This window comes from Trinickia dinghuensis, from assembly GCF_003367175.1.
GTDB lineage: Bacteria > Pseudomonadota > Gammaproteobacteria > Burkholderiales > Burkholderiaceae > Trinickia > Trinickia dinghuensis.
In genome coordinates this window covers 224936-244651 of the sequence record NZ_QRGA01000001.1, presented here as the reverse complement: position 1 = coordinate 244651, position 19716 = coordinate 224936, and the positions used below count along the sequence as shown (strand labels likewise).

The 19716-nt window shown below is 62.8% G+C and carries 16 protein-coding genes; 13 read left to right on the top strand and 3 right to left on the bottom strand.

Going from position 1 to position 19716, the window contains the following annotated elements; translation table 11 throughout:
• Position 1: 1 nt before the first annotated feature.
• A complete protein-coding gene (locus DWV00_RS01065) occupies positions 2–658 on the bottom strand; it encodes a hypothetical protein (protein WP_245964663.1) in 657 nt (218 codons plus the stop codon).
• Between the two features lie 762 nt (positions 659–1420).
• Positions 1421–2953 carry a methyl-accepting chemotaxis protein gene (locus DWV00_RS34855; protein WP_115531685.1) on the bottom strand — a complete coding sequence of 511 codons (1533 nt, stop codon included), beginning with the start codon at positions 2951–2953 and terminating at the stop codon, positions 1421–1423.
• 492 nt (positions 2954–3445) lie between these two features.
• Between DWV00_RS34855 and DWV00_RS01050 the strand changes: the two genes are divergently transcribed.
• The 10 genes from DWV00_RS01050 (at position 3446) to DWV00_RS01005 (ending at position 15068) form a co-directional block, all read left to right on the top strand.
• On the top strand, positions 3446–4417 hold the full coding sequence (locus DWV00_RS01050) for an ABC transporter substrate-binding protein (protein ID WP_115532199.1): 972 nt from the start codon (positions 3446–3448) through the stop codon (positions 4415–4417).
• Positions 4418–4436: 19 nt separating this feature from the next.
• A complete protein-coding gene (locus DWV00_RS01045) occupies positions 4437–5462 on the top strand; it encodes an amidohydrolase family protein (RefSeq protein ID WP_115531684.1) in 1026 nt (341 codons plus the stop codon).
• Positions 5463–5514: 52 nt separating this feature from the next.
• Positions 5515–6363: an amidohydrolase family protein gene (locus tag DWV00_RS01040; RefSeq protein WP_115532198.1), complete on the top strand. Its 849-nt coding sequence runs from the start codon at positions 5515–5517 to the stop codon at positions 6361–6363.
• 14 nt (positions 6364–6377) lie between these two features.
• Complete coding sequence (locus DWV00_RS01035) at positions 6378–7235, top strand: HpcH/HpaI aldolase family protein (RefSeq protein ID WP_115531683.1); 858 nt, start codon at positions 6378–6380, stop codon at positions 7233–7235.
• A gap of 16 nt (positions 7236–7251) precedes the next feature.
• Positions 7252–8820, top strand: a complete 1569-nt coding sequence (locus tag DWV00_RS01030; RefSeq protein WP_115531682.1) for an acetolactate synthase large subunit — start codon at positions 7252–7254, stop codon at positions 8818–8820.
• Between the two features lie 70 nt (positions 8821–8890).
• The gene (locus tag DWV00_RS01025; protein ID WP_115531681.1) at positions 8891–9784 is read left to right on the top strand and encodes a substrate-binding domain-containing protein; all 894 of its coding nucleotides are present in this window, start codon (positions 8891–8893) and stop codon (positions 9782–9784) included.
• 159 nt (positions 9785–9943) lie between these two features.
• The gene (locus DWV00_RS01020; RefSeq protein WP_245964662.1) at positions 9944–11305 is read left to right on the top strand and encodes an MFS transporter; all 1362 of its coding nucleotides are present in this window, start codon (positions 9944–9946) and stop codon (positions 11303–11305) included.
• 11 nt (positions 11306–11316) lie between these two features.
• Positions 11317–12558, top strand: coding sequence for an MFS transporter (locus DWV00_RS01015; protein WP_115531680.1), 1242 nt, complete (start codon positions 11317–11319; stop codon positions 12556–12558).
• A gap of 153 nt (positions 12559–12711) precedes the next feature.
• Positions 12712–13668, top strand: coding sequence for a LysR substrate-binding domain-containing protein (locus DWV00_RS01010; protein ID WP_115532196.1), 957 nt, complete (start codon positions 12712–12714; stop codon positions 13666–13668).
• Between the two features lie 260 nt (positions 13669–13928).
• Positions 13929–15068, top strand: a complete 1140-nt coding sequence (locus DWV00_RS01005) for a porin (protein WP_115532195.1) — start codon at positions 13929–13931, stop codon at positions 15066–15068.
• A 203-nt stretch (positions 15069–15271) separates the two neighbouring features.
• Here DWV00_RS01005 and DWV00_RS01000 read toward each other — a convergent pair whose 3' ends face one another.
• A complete protein-coding gene (locus DWV00_RS01000) occupies positions 15272–16297 on the bottom strand; it encodes an ABC transporter substrate-binding protein (protein ID WP_115531679.1) in 1026 nt (341 codons plus the stop codon).
• A gap of 217 nt (positions 16298–16514) precedes the next feature.
• On the opposite strand from DWV00_RS01000, the gene DWV00_RS00995 reads away from it, so the two are divergent.
• From DWV00_RS00995 to DWV00_RS00985, 3 genes are all read left to right on the top strand, one after another.
• Positions 16515–17501, top strand: a complete 987-nt coding sequence (locus DWV00_RS00995; RefSeq protein WP_115532194.1) for a LysR substrate-binding domain-containing protein — start codon at positions 16515–16517, stop codon at positions 17499–17501.
• A 240-nt stretch (positions 17502–17741) separates the two neighbouring features.
• Positions 17742–18782, top strand: coding sequence for a Bug family tripartite tricarboxylate transporter substrate binding protein (locus tag DWV00_RS00990; protein WP_115531678.1), 1041 nt, complete (start codon positions 17742–17744; stop codon positions 18780–18782).
• A gap of 40 nt (positions 18783–18822) precedes the next feature.
• Complete coding sequence (locus tag DWV00_RS00985) at positions 18823–19674, top strand: amidohydrolase family protein (RefSeq protein WP_115531677.1); 852 nt, start codon at positions 18823–18825, stop codon at positions 19672–19674.
• The last annotated feature ends 42 nt before the right edge of the window (positions 19675–19716 follow it).

Here is a 19716-nt window from a genome sequence, read left to right as displayed (position 1 = left end):
TTCAAAGTAGGCCGGCGAGCAGCCGCGTGGCGCGCCGTACCGAGGGCAGGGGCAAGGAGGCCCACAGTGGCCGGAGGCCCGATAGGGGGATGGTGCCGCGAAGCAGTACGCCGAAATCGAGCGAGCGGTGATGCGGAAAGTAGTTCGCTTTGACCGCGACGATCTTGGAGAAGCCGCGCGATCCGTAGTAGCGCAATTGCGGATCGAGCGGCAGCCCGGCACGCCGCGCACGGACATAGTCCTCGATGCGTCCTTCGGGGTGTTCGGCTAGCCATTGGCGCAGCCCCGGCACAGGCGAGCCGAGATAGATGTGGCGCCAGCCGCGCTTGAGCGCATGCGGCCAGAAAAATTCGAGCAATGCCGAGACGCCGGTCTTATCACGGCTCGTCAAGCTGATCCCGAACAGCGTCGAACTGTGATGCGGCGCGGGCAATGACGCGTAGTCCTGCCAGGTTTGCGCGCGCCGATGAAAATCGTCGGCGACTGGGCGCATGAACAGCGAGGCGAGCAGACGATCCGATTGCGGGCAGAAGGCGCCGACGGCTAGATCGGGATGCGCTTCGATACGAGCGCGAAGCTGCGCCTCGGACGCGGCCTGAACCTCGTTCCATTTCTCGTGCTCGAGATCGAGCAAGGCCGGCACGTCACGGGAATTCAAAAAACGCGCATAAACGCGCTCGTGCTCATGCGCATGCTCATGCGTAATGGCGCGAGACGGAAAAGGCGTAGCAAAACGAAGAGTGCGATCCATAAACAATTTTTATAGCCGCTATCGAAAAAAATTGGAAGGGCGTGATAAACGGATGGGTCCGTATTTCGCAGAATTCGTATGTCGTGGTCATGACAGGGATGGAGCCATTATTTCGCGGTCGAGCGCGGCGGCTAAACGATATTCCGGCATAAGTACATGAGTCGGGCAGGGGGCGGGAACGCACGGCGGGGCGGTGGCTGTCGATGGCCGGGCGGCGAGTTAACGCAGCGGTTAAGGCATCGGCCTTTAAGTTCAATAGACGACGAAGAAACGTAGCTCGATGATGACGATGCCACCTCGGCCGCCTTGCATGGCGGGCGGTCCGATGCGGCGCGGAATCGCACGAATGGTTTGTGGGTCGGCAGCCATGCGCGGCATGGAGAAGTGTATGAGTGGTGGAAGCAAATCCCTCCGGGGCCTCGTCACCGATTGGTTCGGCAATGGCGAGAATCTTCGTGTGACTCGGCCGGATCGTTCGAGAAAGATGCCGTGGCGAGCGGTGAGAATCGAAGTCGCGCGTTCGTCCGGAATGCTTGCGATCGTCTTCTTCCGGCACGACGACGGCTCTTGGTGTGTCTACCCGCCCTCGACGGTTCAGCCCGCGACGAATTGGGTTCTGACCTAGCCATTCGTGTTTCCGCGGCTGTCGACCTTTCTCGTCTCTCTTCCTCAAAGGCGAAACCGCGCGACGCACTCGATGAGTTGCGCGGATTGTTGTTTAAGGCTTTCGGCCGCGGCGGCGCTCTCCTCGACGAGCGCCGCGTTTTGCTGCGTCGCCTGATCCATTTGATTGACCGCATCGCCCACTTGTTCGACGCCGACGCTTTGCTCGGCGCTGGCCCTGCTGATTTCGTCGACGATGATGCTGACGCGCTGGATGGCGCCGACGATTTGCGTCATCGTCGCGCCGGCGTCGTTCGCATAAGCGCTGCCATGACCGACGCGCTCGACGCTCGACGCGATCAGCGTTCGAATCTCGTGGGCGGCTTGCGCGCTGCGCTGCGCGAGGGCGCGCACTTCGGCCGCGACGACGGCGAAGCCGCGGCCTTGTTCGCCGGCGCGCGCCGCTTCGACAGCGGCGTTCAGCGCGAGGATATTGGTTTGCGCGGCGAGGTCGTTGATGATGCCGACGATATCGCCGATCCTGCGCGAACTCTCGTCGATCCCTTTCATCGTCTCGACGACGGTGCCTACGACGTTGCCGCCTTGCGTGGCGATCGACGAAGCGTCGGCCGCCAGCGCGTTCGCTGCGAGCGCATTTTCGGCATTCTGTTTCACAGCGGCACCGAACTGCTCCATCGACGCAGCCGTTTGCTCGAGTGCGCTCGCCTGCTCCTCGGTTCGCTCGCTCAGGTACGCATTGCCCGATGCGATTTGCGCCGAACTCGTGGCGATCGCATCGCTTGCGCCGCGGACTTGGCCGACGATGCCGCGCAGGGCGGTCACCATGTCCTGCATGGCGGCCATCAGGCTGTCGTCATCGCCGGGCCGCAGCGGCAGATCGACCGTCAGGTTGCCCGTCGCGATCTGTCGAGCCGCCTGGCGCGCGTCGTCGGGCTCGCCGCCGAGTTTGCGCGTGATTGCGCGCGAAAAGGCCAAGGCAAGCGCAATGCCTCCAAGCATGACGGCCGCCATCACACCCAGGCATGCGGCCAATGCACGCTTTTGCCGTGCTTTCGCTACTTCGATGGCGGCGGACGTCCGTTTGACGATCGCGGCACCCGATTCGCGCAGCGTGATCGCGGAATCGCGGTCTAGGCCGCTCATGGCCTGGTCGCCCACGGCGATGTCGAAGCCCGACGCTTTGAATTGCTCGATCGCGTCGCGGATCGATTTTCCCATCGCCTTGTGAAGCACGTTGAACCGCTCGATTTTCGTACGGGCCTCGCCGGGCGGCAATTCACCGGCGAGCTTTTCGGTCACGGTCTGCGCCGCTTCCTCGTATTTCTGAAACTGACTCCAGTATTTATCGAATTGCTTCGGGTCCTTGCCGCGCAGCACGATGTCCTTGCTGTTCTGCACTTGGTTCTTGAATGCGACGAGCGCATCGTCGACCTCGCGCGCTTGGGCATCGTCGACCTTGATGAGTTGCTCGAATGTGCTCGCGGCATTGTTCATCTGGGCCACGCCGAAGAGCCCCGCACCCGACGTGACCAGCAACGCGCAGCCGAGCGCCAGCGGAAGTTGATGCGTGAGTTTCATTGACCACCTTATGAAGCGAAGCGCCCTGAGGGCGGGTTTGTGTCTATGTCCGGATTCACCGATGCCGACGCCGAGGCCGGCGACGGCAGTTCGTCTGGAAATTCTGCCTGCGCGCCGGAGCCTGGCCATTGAAAAAAACGGCGTGGCAGATGAGAAAAGGGTTAACGCGAGCCGGGAGGTAAAGCGAGGAATTTGAACCACTTAGCTGACCACGAATCGTCCCTGAGCGATCCACGCATTGCCGGTGATCTGCCCGTGCCAAGGCGGCGGGCAACGCCTTCGGAGCGGGCGCATACAAGGGATCGACCCTTAAAACGTCATGCCTTTACCGAACGGTTAACACCCCCGCAGGTTAATTCAATAGACGGACGACAGGGGCCGAAAGAAGATGTAGTCAACGAGATCGCCTGTACCGCCGCGCTACGTGTCCCTTTCCCGGCATGGCGCGGCAATGAAAGGCAGGGCGATCGGACCCACCCAAAGGAGATGAAGTTGACCAAGAAAGTCCAGCTCAAGATCGCCATCGCCGAGCATCCGAACACTTCCGCCATCCGCGACGGCTCCATCCCCATCGAAGGGGTGGATGCCGAATTCGTCACCGTCAAGCCGCAGATCGGCGCGTTCCGCCGGATGGTGCGCGACGTCGAGTTCGGCGTCTGCGAACTGGCGCCGACGACCTACATCATCGCCCGCGCCTACGGTGCACCGTTCGTCGGCTTGCCGATTTTCGTCGTGCGGCGCTTTCACCACGCCGGGCTGCTCGTGCGTCCGGACGCGGGGATCAAGACCCCCAAGGACCTCGAAGGCAAGAAGGTGGGCGTGCGCGCCTACTCGGTCACGACGGGCGTATGGACGCGTCAGGTGCTGATCGACGAGTTCGGCCTCGATTCGTCGAAGGTCACGTGGGTGGTCGACGACGAGGAGCACGTCACGCAGCTGCAACTGCCGCCGAACGTGATCCACGCGCCGGCAGGCACGTCGCTCGCGGACATGATGGCGAGCGGCGAGTTGTCGGCGGGCTTCGGCGCCAATGCGGGCATCGGCCGCACCGGCGCGCCGACGGGCGACTGGAAGGAAGTCGAGGCCGATTACCCCGATCTGCTGCCGAACGCGGCCGAACTCGAGGCCGAGTATTACGGCCGCACCGGCGTCTATCCGATGCACGGCACGATCGTCGTCAAGGATTCGGTGCTGGCCGAGCATCCGTGGGTGGCCAAGTCGATCTACGACGCGTTCGACAAGGCGAAGCAGCAATGGCTGGCCAAGCTCGATTCCGGCGAGGCCGCGTCCAAGAGCGACAAGAAGTATCTGGAGCTGCGCAAGATCGTCGGCCATGACCCGCTGCCCTACGGCATCGAGGAAAACCGCAAGACCATCGAGGCGCTCGAAGCCACCGCCTTCAAGCAAGGGCTGACGCCGCGGCGCATGTCCATGAGCGAGCTGTTCGTCGATCCCCTCGTTTGAACTTCGTACGGAACCAAAAATGATCATCGATTGCCACGGTCACTTCACGACCGTCCCGGCCTCCTTCCGCGATTGGCGCGCCAAGCAGATCGCGGCAGCCAACGACCCGGCCAGCGCGCCGCCGCTTTCGGGGGCTCACGTCAGCGACGACGAGATCCGGGAAGGCGTCGGCAACGGCCAGTTGCGCCTGCAAAAGGAGCGCGGCGGCGACCTCACGCTGTTTTCGCCGATCGCCGGCCTGATGAGTCACCACCTCGGCAACGAACGCACGAGCCTCGAATGGGCCGAAGTGTCGAACAACCTGGTGCGCCGGGTGTGCGACCTCTACTCGGACAACTTCGTGCCGGTTTGCCAACTGCCGCAATCGCCGCTGGCGCCGCCCAAGAATTCGGTGGCCGAACTGCGCCGCTGCGTCGAGGAGATGGGCTTCGTCGGCGCCAATCTGAACCCGGACCCGAGCGGCGGCTACTGGACCGGCAAGCCGATGACCGATCGCGAGTGGTACCCGCTCTACGAAGCGCTCTGCGATCTCGACGTGCCGGCGATGATTCACGTCGCGGCCTCGTGCAACCCCTGCCATCACGGCACCGGCGCGCATTACCTGAATGCCGACACGTCGGTGTTCATGCAACTGCTGCAGGGCGATCTGTTCAAGGATTTCCCGACGCTGCGCCTCGTCATCCCGCACGGGGGCGGCGCGGTGCCGTATCACTGGGGACGTTATCGCGGCATGTCGCTCGAGATGGCGAAGCGCCCGCTCGAAGGGCTGCTCGACAACATCTTCTTCGACACCTGCGTCTACCACCACCCGGGCGTCGAATTGCTGACCAAGGTCGTGCCGACGAGCAACGTGCTGTTCGGCTCGGAAATGATCGGTGCCGTGCGCGGCCGCGATCCGAACACCGGCGAGTACTTCGACGACACGAAGCGCTACATCGATGCGTGCTCGGCGCTGAGCGACGCCGATCGGCAAGCGATCTTCGAGGGGAACGCACGGCGCGTCTACCCGCGTCTGGACAAACACCTGAAGGCCAAGGGCCTCTGAGCGAAGTCGTGCCGTGGGCAAACACGAATCCGAACGCGAATACGTAAAACCAATCATGAACATCATCGACATCCATCCGCACATCATCTCGGATGACGAGAAGCGCTATCCTCCCGCGCCGCTGTTCGGCAAGCGCTCCGACTGGTCGCAGGAGCGGCCCAACACGGTCGAGGCGCTGATCGCGGCCATGGACGAGGCCGGCGTCGCGAAGGCCGCTGTCGTGCATTCGTCGACGACTTACGGCTTCGACAACCGCTATGTCGTCGACGGCTGCAACCAGTACAAGGACCGTCTCGCGGCCGTCGGCTCCGTGAACATGCTGGCCGACGACGTGCCGGCCGTGATCAAGGGATGGGCCGACAAGGGCCTGGCCGGCCTGCGCATCTTCACCGGCGGCTCGACCAAGGACTTCGATCCGAGCGAGCTGGACAACCCGAAATCGTTCAAGGCGTGGGAGATGCTCGCCGAGCTGAACTTGCCCATGTGCATCCAGACGGGCCCGATCGGGCTGCCGCAGGTGCGCATGCTGGCGGAGAAATTCCCGAGCGTGAAGATCATCCTCGACCACCTGGGCCGCCCGGACGTGCTCGACGGCGCGCCCTACGCGAACGCTGCCAGCCTGTTCGCGCTGGCCGATTTGCCGAACCTCTACATGAAGCTCACGCCGCGCATTTTCGGCGACGTGAAGAAGGAAAAAGCCAGCGCCGAAACGTTCTTTCCGCGCGTTGTGGAAGCTTTCGGCGCGCAGCGTCTGGCCTGGGGCTCTAACTTCCCGACTTCGACCGGCACGCTCACGGAGATCTTGGCAACGGCCCAGAGGGGGCTCGCATGCCTGAGCGAGGAAGACCGCGTGTGGATCTTCGGCAAGACCGCACTGAAGCTCTACCCCGCATTGAACTGAGAAGAGAGAGTCACATGTCCACCACGCGCTTGAACAGCATCATCCGCGCTTTCGAATCGGGCAAGGCCGCGCATGCCGCCTTCGCCAAGCTCGACAAGCAGACGGCCATCGAGATGAGCGACTCGCCCTATGACGGCCTCGTCTTCGAAATGGAGCACAACCCGTACGACGTGAGCGCCCTCGGCGACGCGCTGCAATACATGCTGAGCCGCAAGCAGATCGCCGAGTCCGGCTCGGTGGCGCCGAAGGTGACGCCGCTGGCGCGCATTCCGGCCAACGGTGCCGAGATGAACCAGAGCTTCGCCAAGCAGGTGCTCGACCGCGGCGTCTACGGCGTGATCTGGCCGCACGTTGCGACCGTCGAGCAAGCGTATAACGCCGTGGCATCGTGCCGCTACGCGCGGCCGAAGAACGCGCCGCTGTACGAGCCGAAAGGCGTGCGCGGCGACGGCCCGGCCAACGCGGCGCGGTACTGGGGCCTCTCGATGGCGGAGTACTACACGAAGGCCGATGTATGGCCGCTCGCTCCGCAGGGAGAAATCTTGGTCGGCTTGATGTGCGAGAGCACGCAGGCGATCGAGAATCTCGACGACATGTTGGCCAACGTGCCCGGTGTCGGCTTCATTCTGATCGGCGAAGGCGACCTTAGCCAGGAACTCGGGCTTCCGCGCCAGTACGATCATCCGGAAGTGGTCGATGCGATGCGCCGGATCGCCGAGACCTGCCATAAGCGCAACGTAGTCGTCGGCAATCCGCACGTCACGGCCAAGAACCATCGCCGCCTGCAGGACGAGGGCTATCGCTTCCTGATGTCGGCGCCGCAGCGGACCTACGGCGTAGTCGGTCTCGCACGCGAAATGGCCGGTTACTGATTCGGAGAACGATCTGATGAACGGCGCCGAAAGTCTCGTCGCGACCCTGGTCGATCAGGGCGTGGATATCTGCTTCGCCAACCCGGGCACCTCGGAGATGCACTTTCTCGCGGCGCTGGGCGGCAACCCGAAGATGCGCAGCGTGCTGTGTCTTTTCGAAGGCGTGGCGACCGGCGCCGCCGACGGCTGGTACCGGATGAAGGAAAAGCCGGCCTCGACGCTGCTGCATCTCGGGCCCGGCTTGGCCAACGGCCTCGCGAACATCCACAATGCCAAGCGTGCTTCGTCGGGGATGGTCAACGTCGTCGGCGAGCATTCGGTGTCGCACCTGAAGTACGACCCGCCGCTGACCTCCGATATCGAGGGCTTGGCGCGGCCGCTGTGCCACTGGGTGCGCCGCGCCGAATCCTCGGACACCATCGCGTGGGACGCTGCTCAGGCGGTGGCGAAGGCCAGCGAGCATCCGGGGCAGATCGCCACCTTGATCTTGCCCGGCGATACCTCCTGGCAGCAGGTGGGCGCCACCTCGGCTGCACCTGAACCTTCATTTACACCTGCGCCGCCTGCCGCGAAGCGCAAGACGCCGAGCGCCGAGCGCATCGAACACGTCGCCCGCGTGCTGCGCTCGGGTGAGCCGACGCTGATTGTATTGGCCAACCGAGCGACGCGCGGCGTGGCGCTCGAGAAGGCCGGACGCGTGGCTGCCGCCACCGGCGCACGGCTGGGCTCGCAATTCTTCACGGCGCGTATCGAACGCGGCGCGGGCCGCGTGCCGATCTCGCGCATTCCGTACGCGGTCGCGCAGGCCACGGCCTTTCTGAAGGATTTCAAGCACATCGTCACGGTCGAGACGAAGGAGCCCGTCGCGTTCTTCGCCTACCCGGACAAGCCGAGTTTGCTGAAGGCCGAGGGCACGCTCGTGCATCCGCTCGTCGAAGACGACGAGGACAGCGAACTGGCCTTCGACATGCTGTTGCAGGCGCTCGGCGCAGCGAACCAAGCACCGCTCCTGCAGCCGCGCATCGAGACGCCGGCGCCGACGGGCGCGCTCAACCCCATGAGCATCGCGCACGCTTTGGCGGCGGCGCTGCCGGAGCATTGCATTGTCGTCGACGAATCGCTGACGACGGGCCGCGAGTCCATGGGCTTGACGATGGGCGCGCAGCCGCACGACCTCATCAACAACATGGGCGGCTCCATCGGCTATGCCACGCCGGTGGCGACGGGCGCGGCGCTAGCCTGCCCCGACCGCCGCGTGTTCTGCATGGTCGGCGACGGCAGCGCGATGTACACGATCCAGTCGCTTTGGACCCAGGCGCGCGAGAACTTGAACGTCACGACGATCATTTTCGCCAACAACAGCTACGCGATTCTGAAGGCCGAGTACGCCAACATGGGTGCCGGCGCTCCTAGCGAACGCGCATTGTCGATGATCGACATCGATCGTCCGCGCATCGACTGGCTCGCGATGGCCAAGAGCATGGGCGTGCCGTCGGTGGCAGTGCAGACGGCCGAGGACTTTCACAAGGCGATGGTGAATTCGACGCGAGAGAGCGGCCCTTGCCTCATCGAGGTCCGCCTTTAGTTCGACACGCACGGCATCAAAAGGCATTCAAAAGGGTATCCATAAGAAATTTGCAAGAGGAGCGGTATTCATGACAACGAATTTGGATGGGGTGCCGACGCTGCGCACCAATCTCGCGGAATACGCGGTGACGAAGGCGATGCGGGACGGACGCGTGAAGTCGGACGTCGTCGCGCTCGATTTCTGTGGGCCGACGCCGGCGCACAACGGCTTCAAGGCGATGGTGCGGGAAAACGAGTTCGACGCGGGCGAACTCGCGATCGTCACGTTCTTGCAGGCGAAGGCCTACGGCAAGCCTTACGTCTTGCTGCCGACGCCGATCTCCGGACGCTTCCAGCATCACTGCGCGGGCTTCAACATCGACTTCGGCCATCTCGATCCGAAAGACATCGAGGGTAAGAAGGTGGGCGTGCGAACCTATACGCAGACAACCGCGCTGTGGATCCGCGGCATTCTGCGCCACGAGTACGGCGTCGATCTCGACAAGGTGACGTGGATGACGCTCGGCGACGGCCACCTCGCCGAATACAGCGATCCGGCCAACTGCCAGCGCTTGCCGAAGGGCTCGTCGATTCCGCAAATGATGCTCGACGGCGAATTGGCCGCGGCATTGCTCGGCGAGGACATGCCGAAGGATGCGCGCGTACGCACGCTGGTGCCCGATGCGCAGAATGCGGCGAAGGACTGGTTCGCCCGCACGGGTGTCGTCCCGATCAACCATATGTTCGCCGTGCACGAGAACGTATCGAAGCAGCGGCCCGACGTCGTTCGCGAACTGTATCGAATGATCGTCGAGAGCCGCTCGCTCGCCGAAGGGGTGCCGGCCGTGTTCCCGCCGATCGGGTTCGAAGCGAACCGCAAGGGCTTGCAGTTGGCGATCGACTGGGCGCTCGATCAGAAGATCATTCCGCGGCGGCTCTCCGTCGACGAGTTGTTCGACGACGTAACCGGCAGCCTGGGGTAAGCGATGTAAGGCCGCGAGGCGCGTTGGCGTCCTCGCTTCGTGATACGTTCCTCGCGGCCGTGGTCGGCGACTGCACGGGCAATTCTGCTCGCCAAGTCGTCGACACAATAAAATGCTCGCATCGAATCGATGCAGAGCATGAGTAGGGACGGAGACAAATTGAACCAAGCCACTCGCCGGACGGGAGAGGAGACCGAGAATCGCTGGGGCATCGTCGTGCTGCTGGCGCTCGGGCTGATGATCGCGTGGATGGACCGATCGAGCATGTCGGCGGCATTTGCCGATCATCGTTTCGTGCACGAATTTGCGCTGACCCATGTCGAGCGCGGCTGGCTCGGCTCCGCCGTGTATTGGTCCTACGGTGTGCTGCAGATCGCCATGGGCTGGCTCGTGGATCGCTATGGCGTGAAATGGCCCTACGCGCTCTGCTTCTTCATCTGGTGTCTCGCCGCTGCCGCTACGGGCATGGCCGGCACGCTTTCCGCGCTGATTCTGATGCGCCTGCTGATCGGCGCCGCCGAGGCGGTCGTGGTGCCCGCGACGTATCGCTACCTGGCGAATCACTTCGACGAGACCCAAAAGGGCACGGCCCTCGGGATTTATTCCATTGGCGGCAAGATGGGGCCGGCGCTCGGCGCGCCGATCGCGGCTTGGCTGATCGTCACGTATTCGTGGAAGGCGATGTTCATCGTGACGGGCCTGCTCGGGCTGCTTTGGCTGCTGCCTTGGCTCCTGATGCTTCGCAACGATTTCCCAACCCCATCCGAACTCGCGGCCGCCAAGCAGCGCGCCGGCACGGTGCCGCTTTCCAATCTCCTAGCGAGCCCGGTGGTGTGGGGCGGCTTGATCACGAATTTCTGCTACAGCTATTTCGCGTTCTACTGCATGACTTGGATGCCCGCTTATCTGGTCGAACAACGCGGCCTGTCGCTGAAGCAGTCGGGCTTGTACACATTTTTTAGCTTCGCGGGCATTGCCATCGTCGCGGCACTGGCCGGCTGGGCCGCGGATCGACTGATCGCGCGGGGCCGCGATGCCGTGACGGTGCGAAAATCCTTTATCGTGGCCGGATTCATCGGCGGCACGACGGTTTTGCTCGGCGCTTATACGCAGTCGCCGGATATGGCCTTGCTTTGGAACGTCGTGTCGCTCTCGCTCTTGGGCTTGACCACCGCGAACAACCTGGCGCTCGTCAAGCTCACGTTGATTCCGAAGCAAGCCGTCGGGTTGAATACAGGCCTGCAGCAAGTGGCAACCAGTCTCGCGGGCGGTGTTTCGGCCAGCCTGTCCGGGTGGCTGCTTCATGTCGGGGGCAGCTACACGTTGCCGATGATGGCGATCTTCGTCTTCCTGATCCTCGGGGCGACGAGCACGATCGTCCTGCTGAGAAGAGAGTGGGCGCCGAAGGTCAATGTCGGCGGATACGACGAGCAGCAGATTCGGGACCTGTTGGTAGGCACTTTGCCATACGCCGATCCGCTGACGTCGAAGGATCGATCGACGCACGACGGCGGGCGATAGGGGCGATCGACATGCCACCCATTCAAACCGGGGACGACCCGACGGATCGCAGCCCGGCGCACTTGCTGCGCCATGCGCCGTTTACCCGCTTTCTCATCGCCCGCGTCGGTTCGGTCGCCGCCCAGCAGATGCTGATGCTGGCGATCAGCTGGCACATGTACGACCTGACTTCGAGCGCGTGGGATCTCGGTCTCGTCGGGCTCTTTCAATTCCTTCCCGGGCTCGCCACGACGTTCGTCGCCGGCCATTTCGCCGATCGCTTGCATCGCGGCCGCATGGTTGCGGTTTGCGTCGCGGCTCAAGGCGCCACCGCGGTGCTGCTTGCCGCGTCGACGACGATGCATTTCGCATCGAGGGATGAACTGCTCTTTCTCTCGCTCGTTCTCGGCGCCATTCGGCCCTTCCAAATGTCCGGGCAGCAGGCGCTGCTGCCCATGCTCGTATCGCCGAGACTGCTGGCCCGTTCGTTGGCGCTGAGTACTTCGACCCAGCAGATGGCCGTGATTGCCGGGCCCGCGCTGGGCGGGCTGCTGTTCTCGATCGGCATCGATGTCGTGTACTTCACTTGCGCGGCATTGTTCCTGGTGAGTGCTGCGCTATACGTCCTCGTGCGCTACGACTATGTCGCGCCGTCGCGGGTGCCCGTCACGGCGGAAACGGTGCTCGCCGGCCTGCGCTTCGTTTGGAGCCGCCCGTTGCTGCTCGGAGCCATCTCCCTCGATCTGTTTGCCGTTCTGTTCGGCGGCGCCACCGCGCTGCTGCCCATCTACGCGAAATCGATTCTACATGTCGGGCCGCAAGGACTGGGATTGATGCGCGCCGCGCCGGCCGTGGGCGCGCTGTGCGTAGGCCTTGCACTCTCGCACCGGTCGATCGGAAAAGGCGTGGGCAAGAAGCTGTTGATCGCCGTGGCCACCTACGGCGCATGCACGGTCGCTTTCGGGTTTTCTCGCTCTTTTCCGGTGTCGCTTGTTTTGCTGGCGATTTCAGGCGGTGCGGACACGATCAGTGTGGTGGTGCGGCAGACGTTGATTCAGCTCGAAACGCCCGATCACATGCGCGGACGCGTCGCCGCGGTCAATACGCTGTTCATCGGCGCGAGCAATCAGCTTGGAGAATTCGAATCCGGGGTGACGGCCGCGGTATTCGGCGCGGTTGGGTCGGTCGTATTGGGCGGCTGCGCGACGATTCTCGTCAGCTTGGCTTGGAGTCGCTTGTTCAAGCCGCTCGCAAGACGAGACGCGTTGCAGTGATTGAACGCGACGGATGGCGGCCATGCCGCCATGCGGAGCTAGACGCCGTCGATCGATTCGAGCACGCCCCCGCCCGCGCTTGATCGTAGTTCGTAGTTCGTAGTTCGAAGCTTGAAGCTTGAAGCAGCAAACCGTATCAATGGAGTACACGACGTGTCAGAACTCGACTGGTATCTACAGATCAACTTGAAAGCGCGGCACTTGCGCTTGCTCGTGACGATCGACACTTATCGCAATCTGACACAAGTGGCCGACGTCACCCATGTGACCGTGCCCGCGGTTTCGAAGTCGTTGGCCGAGCTGGAACGGGGGCTTGGGCTGACGCTGTTCTCGCGCACCGCGCAGGGGGTGCTGCCCACGCCCTATGGAGAGTGCCTGATTCGCCACGCGCGCTCGATATTGTCGGTCCTGCATCAGGCCCGGGACGAGTTGAAGGCGCTGAGTTCGGGCACAGAGGGCAAGGTTCACGTCGGCATGTTGCCGGCTTCCGCCTCCGTGCTGTTGCCGCATGCGCTGAGCATCCTCAAGCAGCGATCGCCGGGTACGAACGTGATGGTGAGCGAAGGCACGACGTCGTCGCTGCTGCCCGAACTGTGGCAAGGCCATTTGGACTTGGTGGTGGGCCGCCTGCCGCCGCCCGATACGCTCGGCAGCTTCGAGGAGAAGGAGCTGCTCGAAGAGCCGGTGATGCTCATGACGGGCCGTCACCATCCGCTGGCACGCAAGAAGACGCTGACGTGGGCCGATCTGCGTTCCTATCCCTGGATACTGCCGCCGCTCGGCTCGATACTGCGCGATCCGTTGGAACGCGCGCTCGAGGCGCATGAGGTGCCGTTGACCAACAACTACATCGAGACGCTCTCGATTCACGTTGCGCGCGCTCACCTGCAGGTCTCGGATTTCATCGCCGTGATGTCCGGTATCCCCGCCAACGACCCGACGCACCCGTTTCACGTGCTGCCGCTGAGCTTGCCTCGGCTGCTGCGTCCGACGGGCGTGCTGTGGAATCGTAACCGAGGACTCACGCCCAGCGCGCGGCTCATGGTGTCGTGCTTGGAAGAGGCTGCCGAGCAGTTGACGATGGGTCACGAGCCCGGCAGCGGCCGTTAGTTTTTCGCATCACTTCCATGTCGTTCATCGCTAGTGGTTTTCCCTCCGCACGATCCGCGATATCGCGCTCGCTCCTATCTGCCGCTTAGCACTTAACCGTTCACTCAAACAAGAGGCCGATTTTTTCAATGGATTACAAGAGGGGCGCAAGCAACCATTAAGTGCGTTCACTCAATACCGAGCGGAAGCAATCCGCCACGATGGAAGTCGCCGACAAGCGCGCCACGATGGCCGAGCATCATCAGGAGACAGGCAGGGCTATGAAAAAGATCGCAGCATGCGCTTTCGCGGCGCTGATTTGTACTGCCCCGGCATGGGGTGGCGAAACGGGGGAGAACACGAGCGCCGGCTACCCAAGCTACCCGAGCGGGAGCGCGGTGACCATTTACGGTTTGATCGATCAAGGCGTGGAGTTCGTCAACAACGTCCCAACCGGTAAAACGACTTCCAACGCCGTGCGTGAAGGGGCGGGGACGGCGACCTCCTACTTCGGAATGCGAGGTAGCGAGGATCTGGGAGGCGGGACACACGCCATCTTCGATTTGCAAGCCGGCTTTGCACCGAACACCGGCAGCTCGCTGCAGGGCGGACGTTTGTTCGGACGGCAGTCGTATGTCGGACTCGATGGCCCCTATGGCCGCCTGACGTTCGGCCGTCAATATACGATGCGGTTCTTCGCGAACCACGAAGGCAATCCGTTCGGCACCGGCGCGCAAGGTCTCACGACTTTGGACAACGGATTTGCCAATGCCCGCGCGGATAATGCCGTCAGCTATCGCGTTCACTTGGGTGGGTTCGAAGCTGGGTTGAATTACAGTTTCGGCCGCGATACGGTTGTCGGCACGACTTCGGTCGCATCGGACTGCCCGGGCGAAACGACTCCCTCGACGGAGTGCCGCGAATACTCGACGCTGCTCAAGTACGAAGGGAAGAACTGGGGCATCACCAACTCCTACGAGCGGCAGTACGGCGGTACTTCGGCAACGTGGGGCGGCCTCACTTCGCCTAAGAAGACGGACAGCCGGTTCATTATCAGCGGTCACGTCGACATCAGTAAAGCCTCGATCGGTGCGGGCTGGATCCGGCGTGACGACGAAGGGATTGCGACGCCGAAGAGCAATCTGTTCTGGCTGTCGAGCAAGGTGCGCGTGATGCCTTCCGTGTCAATCGACAGCATGGTGGCGCAACTGAAATACGACGGCTCGCCCAATAAGGCGTTGGTGCTCGTATTGCGCGGCCAGTACTTCCTTTCGAAGACCACCGCGGTCTACTTGACCGGGGAGCACATCAAGAACGGCGGCAAGCTCGCACTGTCGGCGAGCAATCTCTCGCCGGTTCCCGGTGCGGTGCCCGGCGGCTCGCAGATCTCGATCATCGCGGGGATTCGGCACACGTTCTGATGTTTTGACATCGGTGCGGGAAGCCGCGCACGTGAGCCCGGCGATCGAGTTTTGAAGCTTGATCGCCGGGCTCATTGGTTTGAAGCGTTGAACGGTTGATGCGGCGAAGCGCTGAAGTGCCTGCGGTCGTCGATTGAATCGGAATGTTTCGATTGATTCGGGAATAACAAGGGGGAAGACGCGACTTCCCCGCCGCGATCGAATCAGCCCAGCAACTTTGCCGCGGCTTTGGCCGCCGACATATCGGCTACCTCGTCGATCGGCTGCTTACGCTTCAAGGTGTCCAGGCCGACGTACATGTCCTGCAGATAGCCGATGTCGCCGTCGGTCAACGAAAGGTCTTTGGAGTAGGGCCGTTGCGCTTGATCGAAGGTCCAAATGGCGCGCGCCGAAGCGTCGTCGAATGTCTTCTGCGCGCGCTTGCGTGCTTCGAAGAAGGCGTCGCGAGACGCCGGCGACATCAGGTATTCGTAGAGCGCGCCGTAGGCGGCCATGACCGCAATCAGCCCCTGCTGTTTGTTCGTGAGCGCGTCATCGGAGGCATAGGCGGTTTGGAAGACGCATTTCGGCAGCGCTTGCCACATGTCGCCTTCTTTGATCACGGCGAGCCCATCGTTATCGTTCAGATGCGAGATGCTCGAGCAGCAGGCATCGGCTTCGCCCTTCACCACCGCTTCGTGGCACTGGTCGTTGCTGCCCTTGTCGACGAACGCGATCCGCGATGCGTCGATACCCTTTTCCTTCAATAGCTGCAGCATCAACGAATGCAGCAGTCCTCGGGCCGGACCGACCGCGACCGTCTTGCCTTGTAGATCGGCCAGTGTCGCGATGCCTTCGGGTTTCGCAAAGACGGTCAATGCGACCTTTTTCATCCCGGCGCCGACGATCTTGACGGGCGCGCCTTGCGCGATCCGAGAAAGCACCCCGTCGTAGCCCGACACCATGCAGACGTCCGCTTTTCCGCCGACGATCGCGTCGAACGGTCCAGTGGCGCCGGGGGCTTGAACGATCACCGCGTCGACGCCGAAGCGCTTGAAGTAGCCTTGTTGCTCCATCAGCGCGTTCATCGTGGCGTTTTCCAGCCCCGGATTGCTGACGATCCTGATCCGGGTGGCCTGGGTGGCGGCGGCTCGCGCAACATAGGGTGCCGCGAGCCCACCGGCGGCAACGCTGAGCCCGAGCAGGCCCGCGCTGCGCAAGAATCGGCGGCGGTCGAACGGTTGAGTCATGGGTGTTGTCTCCGTGTCGGGGTCGGAGCCTATCGGCGGCCCGTCGAACCCTGGCTGCGCACATCGGATTCCATGCCAGTGGGAAACGACGGTGGTTGACCCCGTTTTTTGATGGGTGGTTTCCCGAGCATGCCCCGCGGGCAATGACCGAGTCGATTGAATAAAATTGCTGCGTGCTTAACTAGACAGTAAACTCCATACCGTGGAGGTACACACGGTGTCCGAATTCGATTGGTACCTGCAGGTCAATTTAAAAGCCCGTCACCTGCGCTTGCTCGTGACGATCGACACGTATCGCAATCTCACGCAAGTGGCCGACGTCACGCATGTGACCGTCCCTGCAGTGTCCAAGTCGCTGGCCGAGCTCGAACGAGGGCTCGGGCTCACGTTGTTCTCGCGCACGGGCCAAGGGTTGATGCCCACACCCTACGGCGAGTGCTTGATTCGTCACGCGAAATCGATGTTGACGATCCTGCACCAGGCCAGGGACGAGCTGAAAGCCCTTAGCTCCGGAACCGAGGGCAAGATCAATATCGGCATGCTGCCGGCCTCGGCTTCCGTGCTGCTGCCGCATGCGCTCGGCATCCTCAAGCAGCGCTCGCCGGGTACGAACGCCATGGTCAGCGAAGGCACGACAGCGCTGCTGTTGCCTGAACTGTGGCAAGGCCATCTCGACTTGGTGGTGGGCCGCCTGCCTCCGCCCGATACGCTCGGCAGCTTCGAGGAATTGGAGCTTCTCGAAGAACCGGTGGTGCTCGTCACGGGCCGGCATCATCCGCTGGCGCGCAAGAAGTCCCTGACGTGGGACGATCTGCGCTCCTATCCCTGGATACTGCCGCCGCCCGGCTCGATCTTGCGCGACCCGCTCGAGCGCGCACTCGAGGCGCACGAAGTGCCGCTGACCAACAACTACATCGAGACGCTCTCGGTCCACGTCGCGCGCGCGCATCTGCAGGTCTCGGAGTTCATTGCGGTCATGGCCGGCTCGCCTGCCAGCGACGTCACGCAGCCGCTTCATATTCTCCCGTTGAGCTTGCCTCGGCTCCTGCGTCCGACCGGTGTGCTGTGGAATCGCAATCGAGGGCTGACGCCGAGCGCGCGACTCATGGTGTCGTGCCTGGAGGAAGCCGCGCAGCAATTGCAGGCAGGGCCCGGTGCGGTACCGAGCCCGGTTGCCCATCCGGTCAAGACGAAGCGATCTTAAGGGGTTGCCGGCGCCGGCGAAGGCGCGACGGCACGCGAGCTATCCGGCACCCCAACCCGGGCGTTAACCATTTCCTCAAACCCCGGGCCGTTTTTCTCAATAGACCTGCGAGAACGCGCTGGCAGAATGTCAGTGCGTTCATTCAACAAGCAAGCGGAGACACGTGATCCAACGCCCGGACGGTAATCGTCTCCGGCTTGCCATTACCTCGGATCACGGTAAGAGGAGACAGGCACGACCATGAACTTTCGGACCGCCATTCGCGCCTGCATCGCGCTGATCAGCGTTGTCGCGATGACGCTCGCCGCACCCGCGTTCGGTCAGTCCGTCGCGCAGTTCTATCGGGGTAAGACCGTCACGCTGATCGTCAGCGCCGACGCCGGCACGCCGACCGATATTCTCGCGCGTCAGTTCGCGCGTTTCTTCGTCAAATACCTTCCCGGGAAGCCCGATGCGGTCGTCATGAACGTCGTGGGCGCGGGCGGCATGGTGGCGGCGGCATCGCTTCAATCCAGCCAGCCGAACGACGGCACGGTGGTCGGCTTCCTGCAGCGCAACAACCTCTACATTCCGTTGCTCGATACGAGGCAGAACAGCTTCGATCCGAGAAAAGTCAGGTGGCTCGGCAGTCTCGACAAGGTCGACTACTGCTTGGTGGCGATGACCCGGTCGGGCGTCACGACCGCGAACGATCTCTTCAAGAAAAAGCTGTACATCGGCGCGACCGGTTTCTCCAACGAGGATCGCACGCTGCCCGCGCTGCTCAATCGATACCTCGGCACGAAGATGACGATCGTTCCCGGCTACACGGGGCGAGGCGAAGTGTATCTGGCGATGCAGCGCGGCGAGGTGGACGGCTGGGCCTCGACGGTCGACGGGCTGGCCGTCGGCGAGCCGGCGCACATGCTAGCCAACGGCAAATTGAAGGTGCTGTTGGATTTGGGTTGGACGACGTCGCCGAGCCTGCCCGGCGTCCCCAATCTCAGTGCCTACATCACGAACCCCGACGTCAAAGCTTTGTTCGATCTGTTCCTGGCGCCGTTCGCCGCGGGGCGACCGATCGCCGTGCCGCAAGGCGTCCCTCCCGATCGTCTGCAGGCGTTGCGCACGGCCTTCGCGAAGGCGATCGCGGATCCCGAATTTATCGCCGTGATGAAAAAGCAAGGCTTCCCGATCGATCCGATCGACGGGGACGCGGTGGAACAGATCGTGAGCAAGCTGTACGCGACGCCCCAACCCGAGATAGAGGGTGCGCGCAAGCTTATCTTCAGTGCCCAGTAACGACAGCAGCTGAGCAAAATTGAGCAAGAGGTTTTATCCCATGAAGCCAGAAATCATCGACATTCACCCCCATATCATTTCAACCGATACGGTTCGCTATCCCATCGCTCCCCAGCATGGGCATCGCTCGAATTGGTCCGCCACGCGTCCGGTGACGTTCGAGCAGATGATCGCCGAGATGGATGAGGCGGGGGTGGCCAAAGCCGCGATCGTGCATTCCTCGACGACCTACGGTCACAACAATTCGTACGTGGCCGATAGCGTGGCGACGGACCCGAAGCGATTCACCGGCGTCTACTCGTTCGATTTGCTCGCGCCCGATGCGTTGAAGACGTTCGATCATTGGCTGGCCAACGGAATGGGCGGGATTCGCTTGTTCACGGGCGGCGCCACGCATCAAAGCGACGGACGCTGGCTGGTCAATCCAGCAACCTTTCCGATCTGGGAGCGTTGCGCGGACATCGGCATGACGATGGTGGTTCAGACGACAACGGACGGTTTGCCGATGGTGGTCGAACTGGCCGAGCGTTTTCCTACGGTGAACATCGCGCTCGATCACTGCGCGCGTCCCGTGCTCGACGGCGGGGCGCCCTATACGGCCTGCGCCGAATTGTTCGCTCTCGCGAAATACGAGAACGTCTACTTGAAGATCACGCCGCGCACGTTCGATCTCGCGCAGGCGGCGCCGGGCGGCGCGGATGCGTTCTTCCCGCATCTGGTCAAGGTATTCGGCGCGCACCATCTGGCGTTCGGCTCGAACTACCCGGCGTCCGCAGGGCCGTTGAAGAAGCTGATCGACCAAGGGCATGCCTGTTTCGCGAGCTTGAGCGAGGAGGAGAGCGCGTGGGTCTGGGGCCGTACGGCAAAGGTGCTTTACCCCACGCTTGCCTGACCCTATCGCATCGCAGCGTGCGCCCGCTTCGGCCAGCTCGCC

What these genes read in the sequence shown, in the direction of transcription:
- DWV00_RS01030 (WP_115531682.1), top strand. Translation starts at nt 7,252, where the DNA reads ATGAACGGCGCCGAAAGTCTCGTCGCGACCCTGGTCGATCAGGGCGTG.
- DWV00_RS01025 (WP_115531681.1), top strand. Translation starts at nt 8,891, where the DNA reads ATGACAACGAATTTGGATGGGGTGCCGACGCTGCGCACCAATCTCGCG.
- DWV00_RS34855 (WP_115531685.1), bottom strand. Translation starts at nt 2,953, where the DNA reads ATGAAACTCACGCATCAACTTCCGCTGGCGCTCGGCTGCGCGTTGCTG.
- DWV00_RS01000 (WP_115531679.1), bottom strand. Translation starts at nt 16,297, where the DNA reads ATGACTCAACCGTTCGACCGCCGCCGATTCTTGCGCAGCGCGGGCCTG.
- DWV00_RS00990 (WP_115531678.1), top strand. Translation starts at nt 17,742, where the DNA reads ATGAACTTTCGGACCGCCATTCGCGCCTGCATCGCGCTGATCAGCGTT.
- DWV00_RS01015 (WP_115531680.1), top strand. Translation starts at nt 11,317, where the DNA reads ATGCCACCCATTCAAACCGGGGACGACCCGACGGATCGCAGCCCGGCG.
- DWV00_RS01045 (WP_115531684.1), top strand. Translation starts at nt 4,437, where the DNA reads ATGATCATCGATTGCCACGGTCACTTCACGACCGTCCCGGCCTCCTTC.
- DWV00_RS01005 (WP_115532195.1), top strand. Translation starts at nt 13,929, where the DNA reads ATGAAAAAGATCGCAGCATGCGCTTTCGCGGCGCTGATTTGTACTGCC.
- DWV00_RS01035 (WP_115531683.1), top strand. Translation starts at nt 6,378, where the DNA reads ATGTCCACCACGCGCTTGAACAGCATCATCCGCGCTTTCGAATCGGGC.
- DWV00_RS00985 (WP_115531677.1), top strand. Translation starts at nt 18,823, where the DNA reads ATGAAGCCAGAAATCATCGACATTCACCCCCATATCATTTCAACCGAT.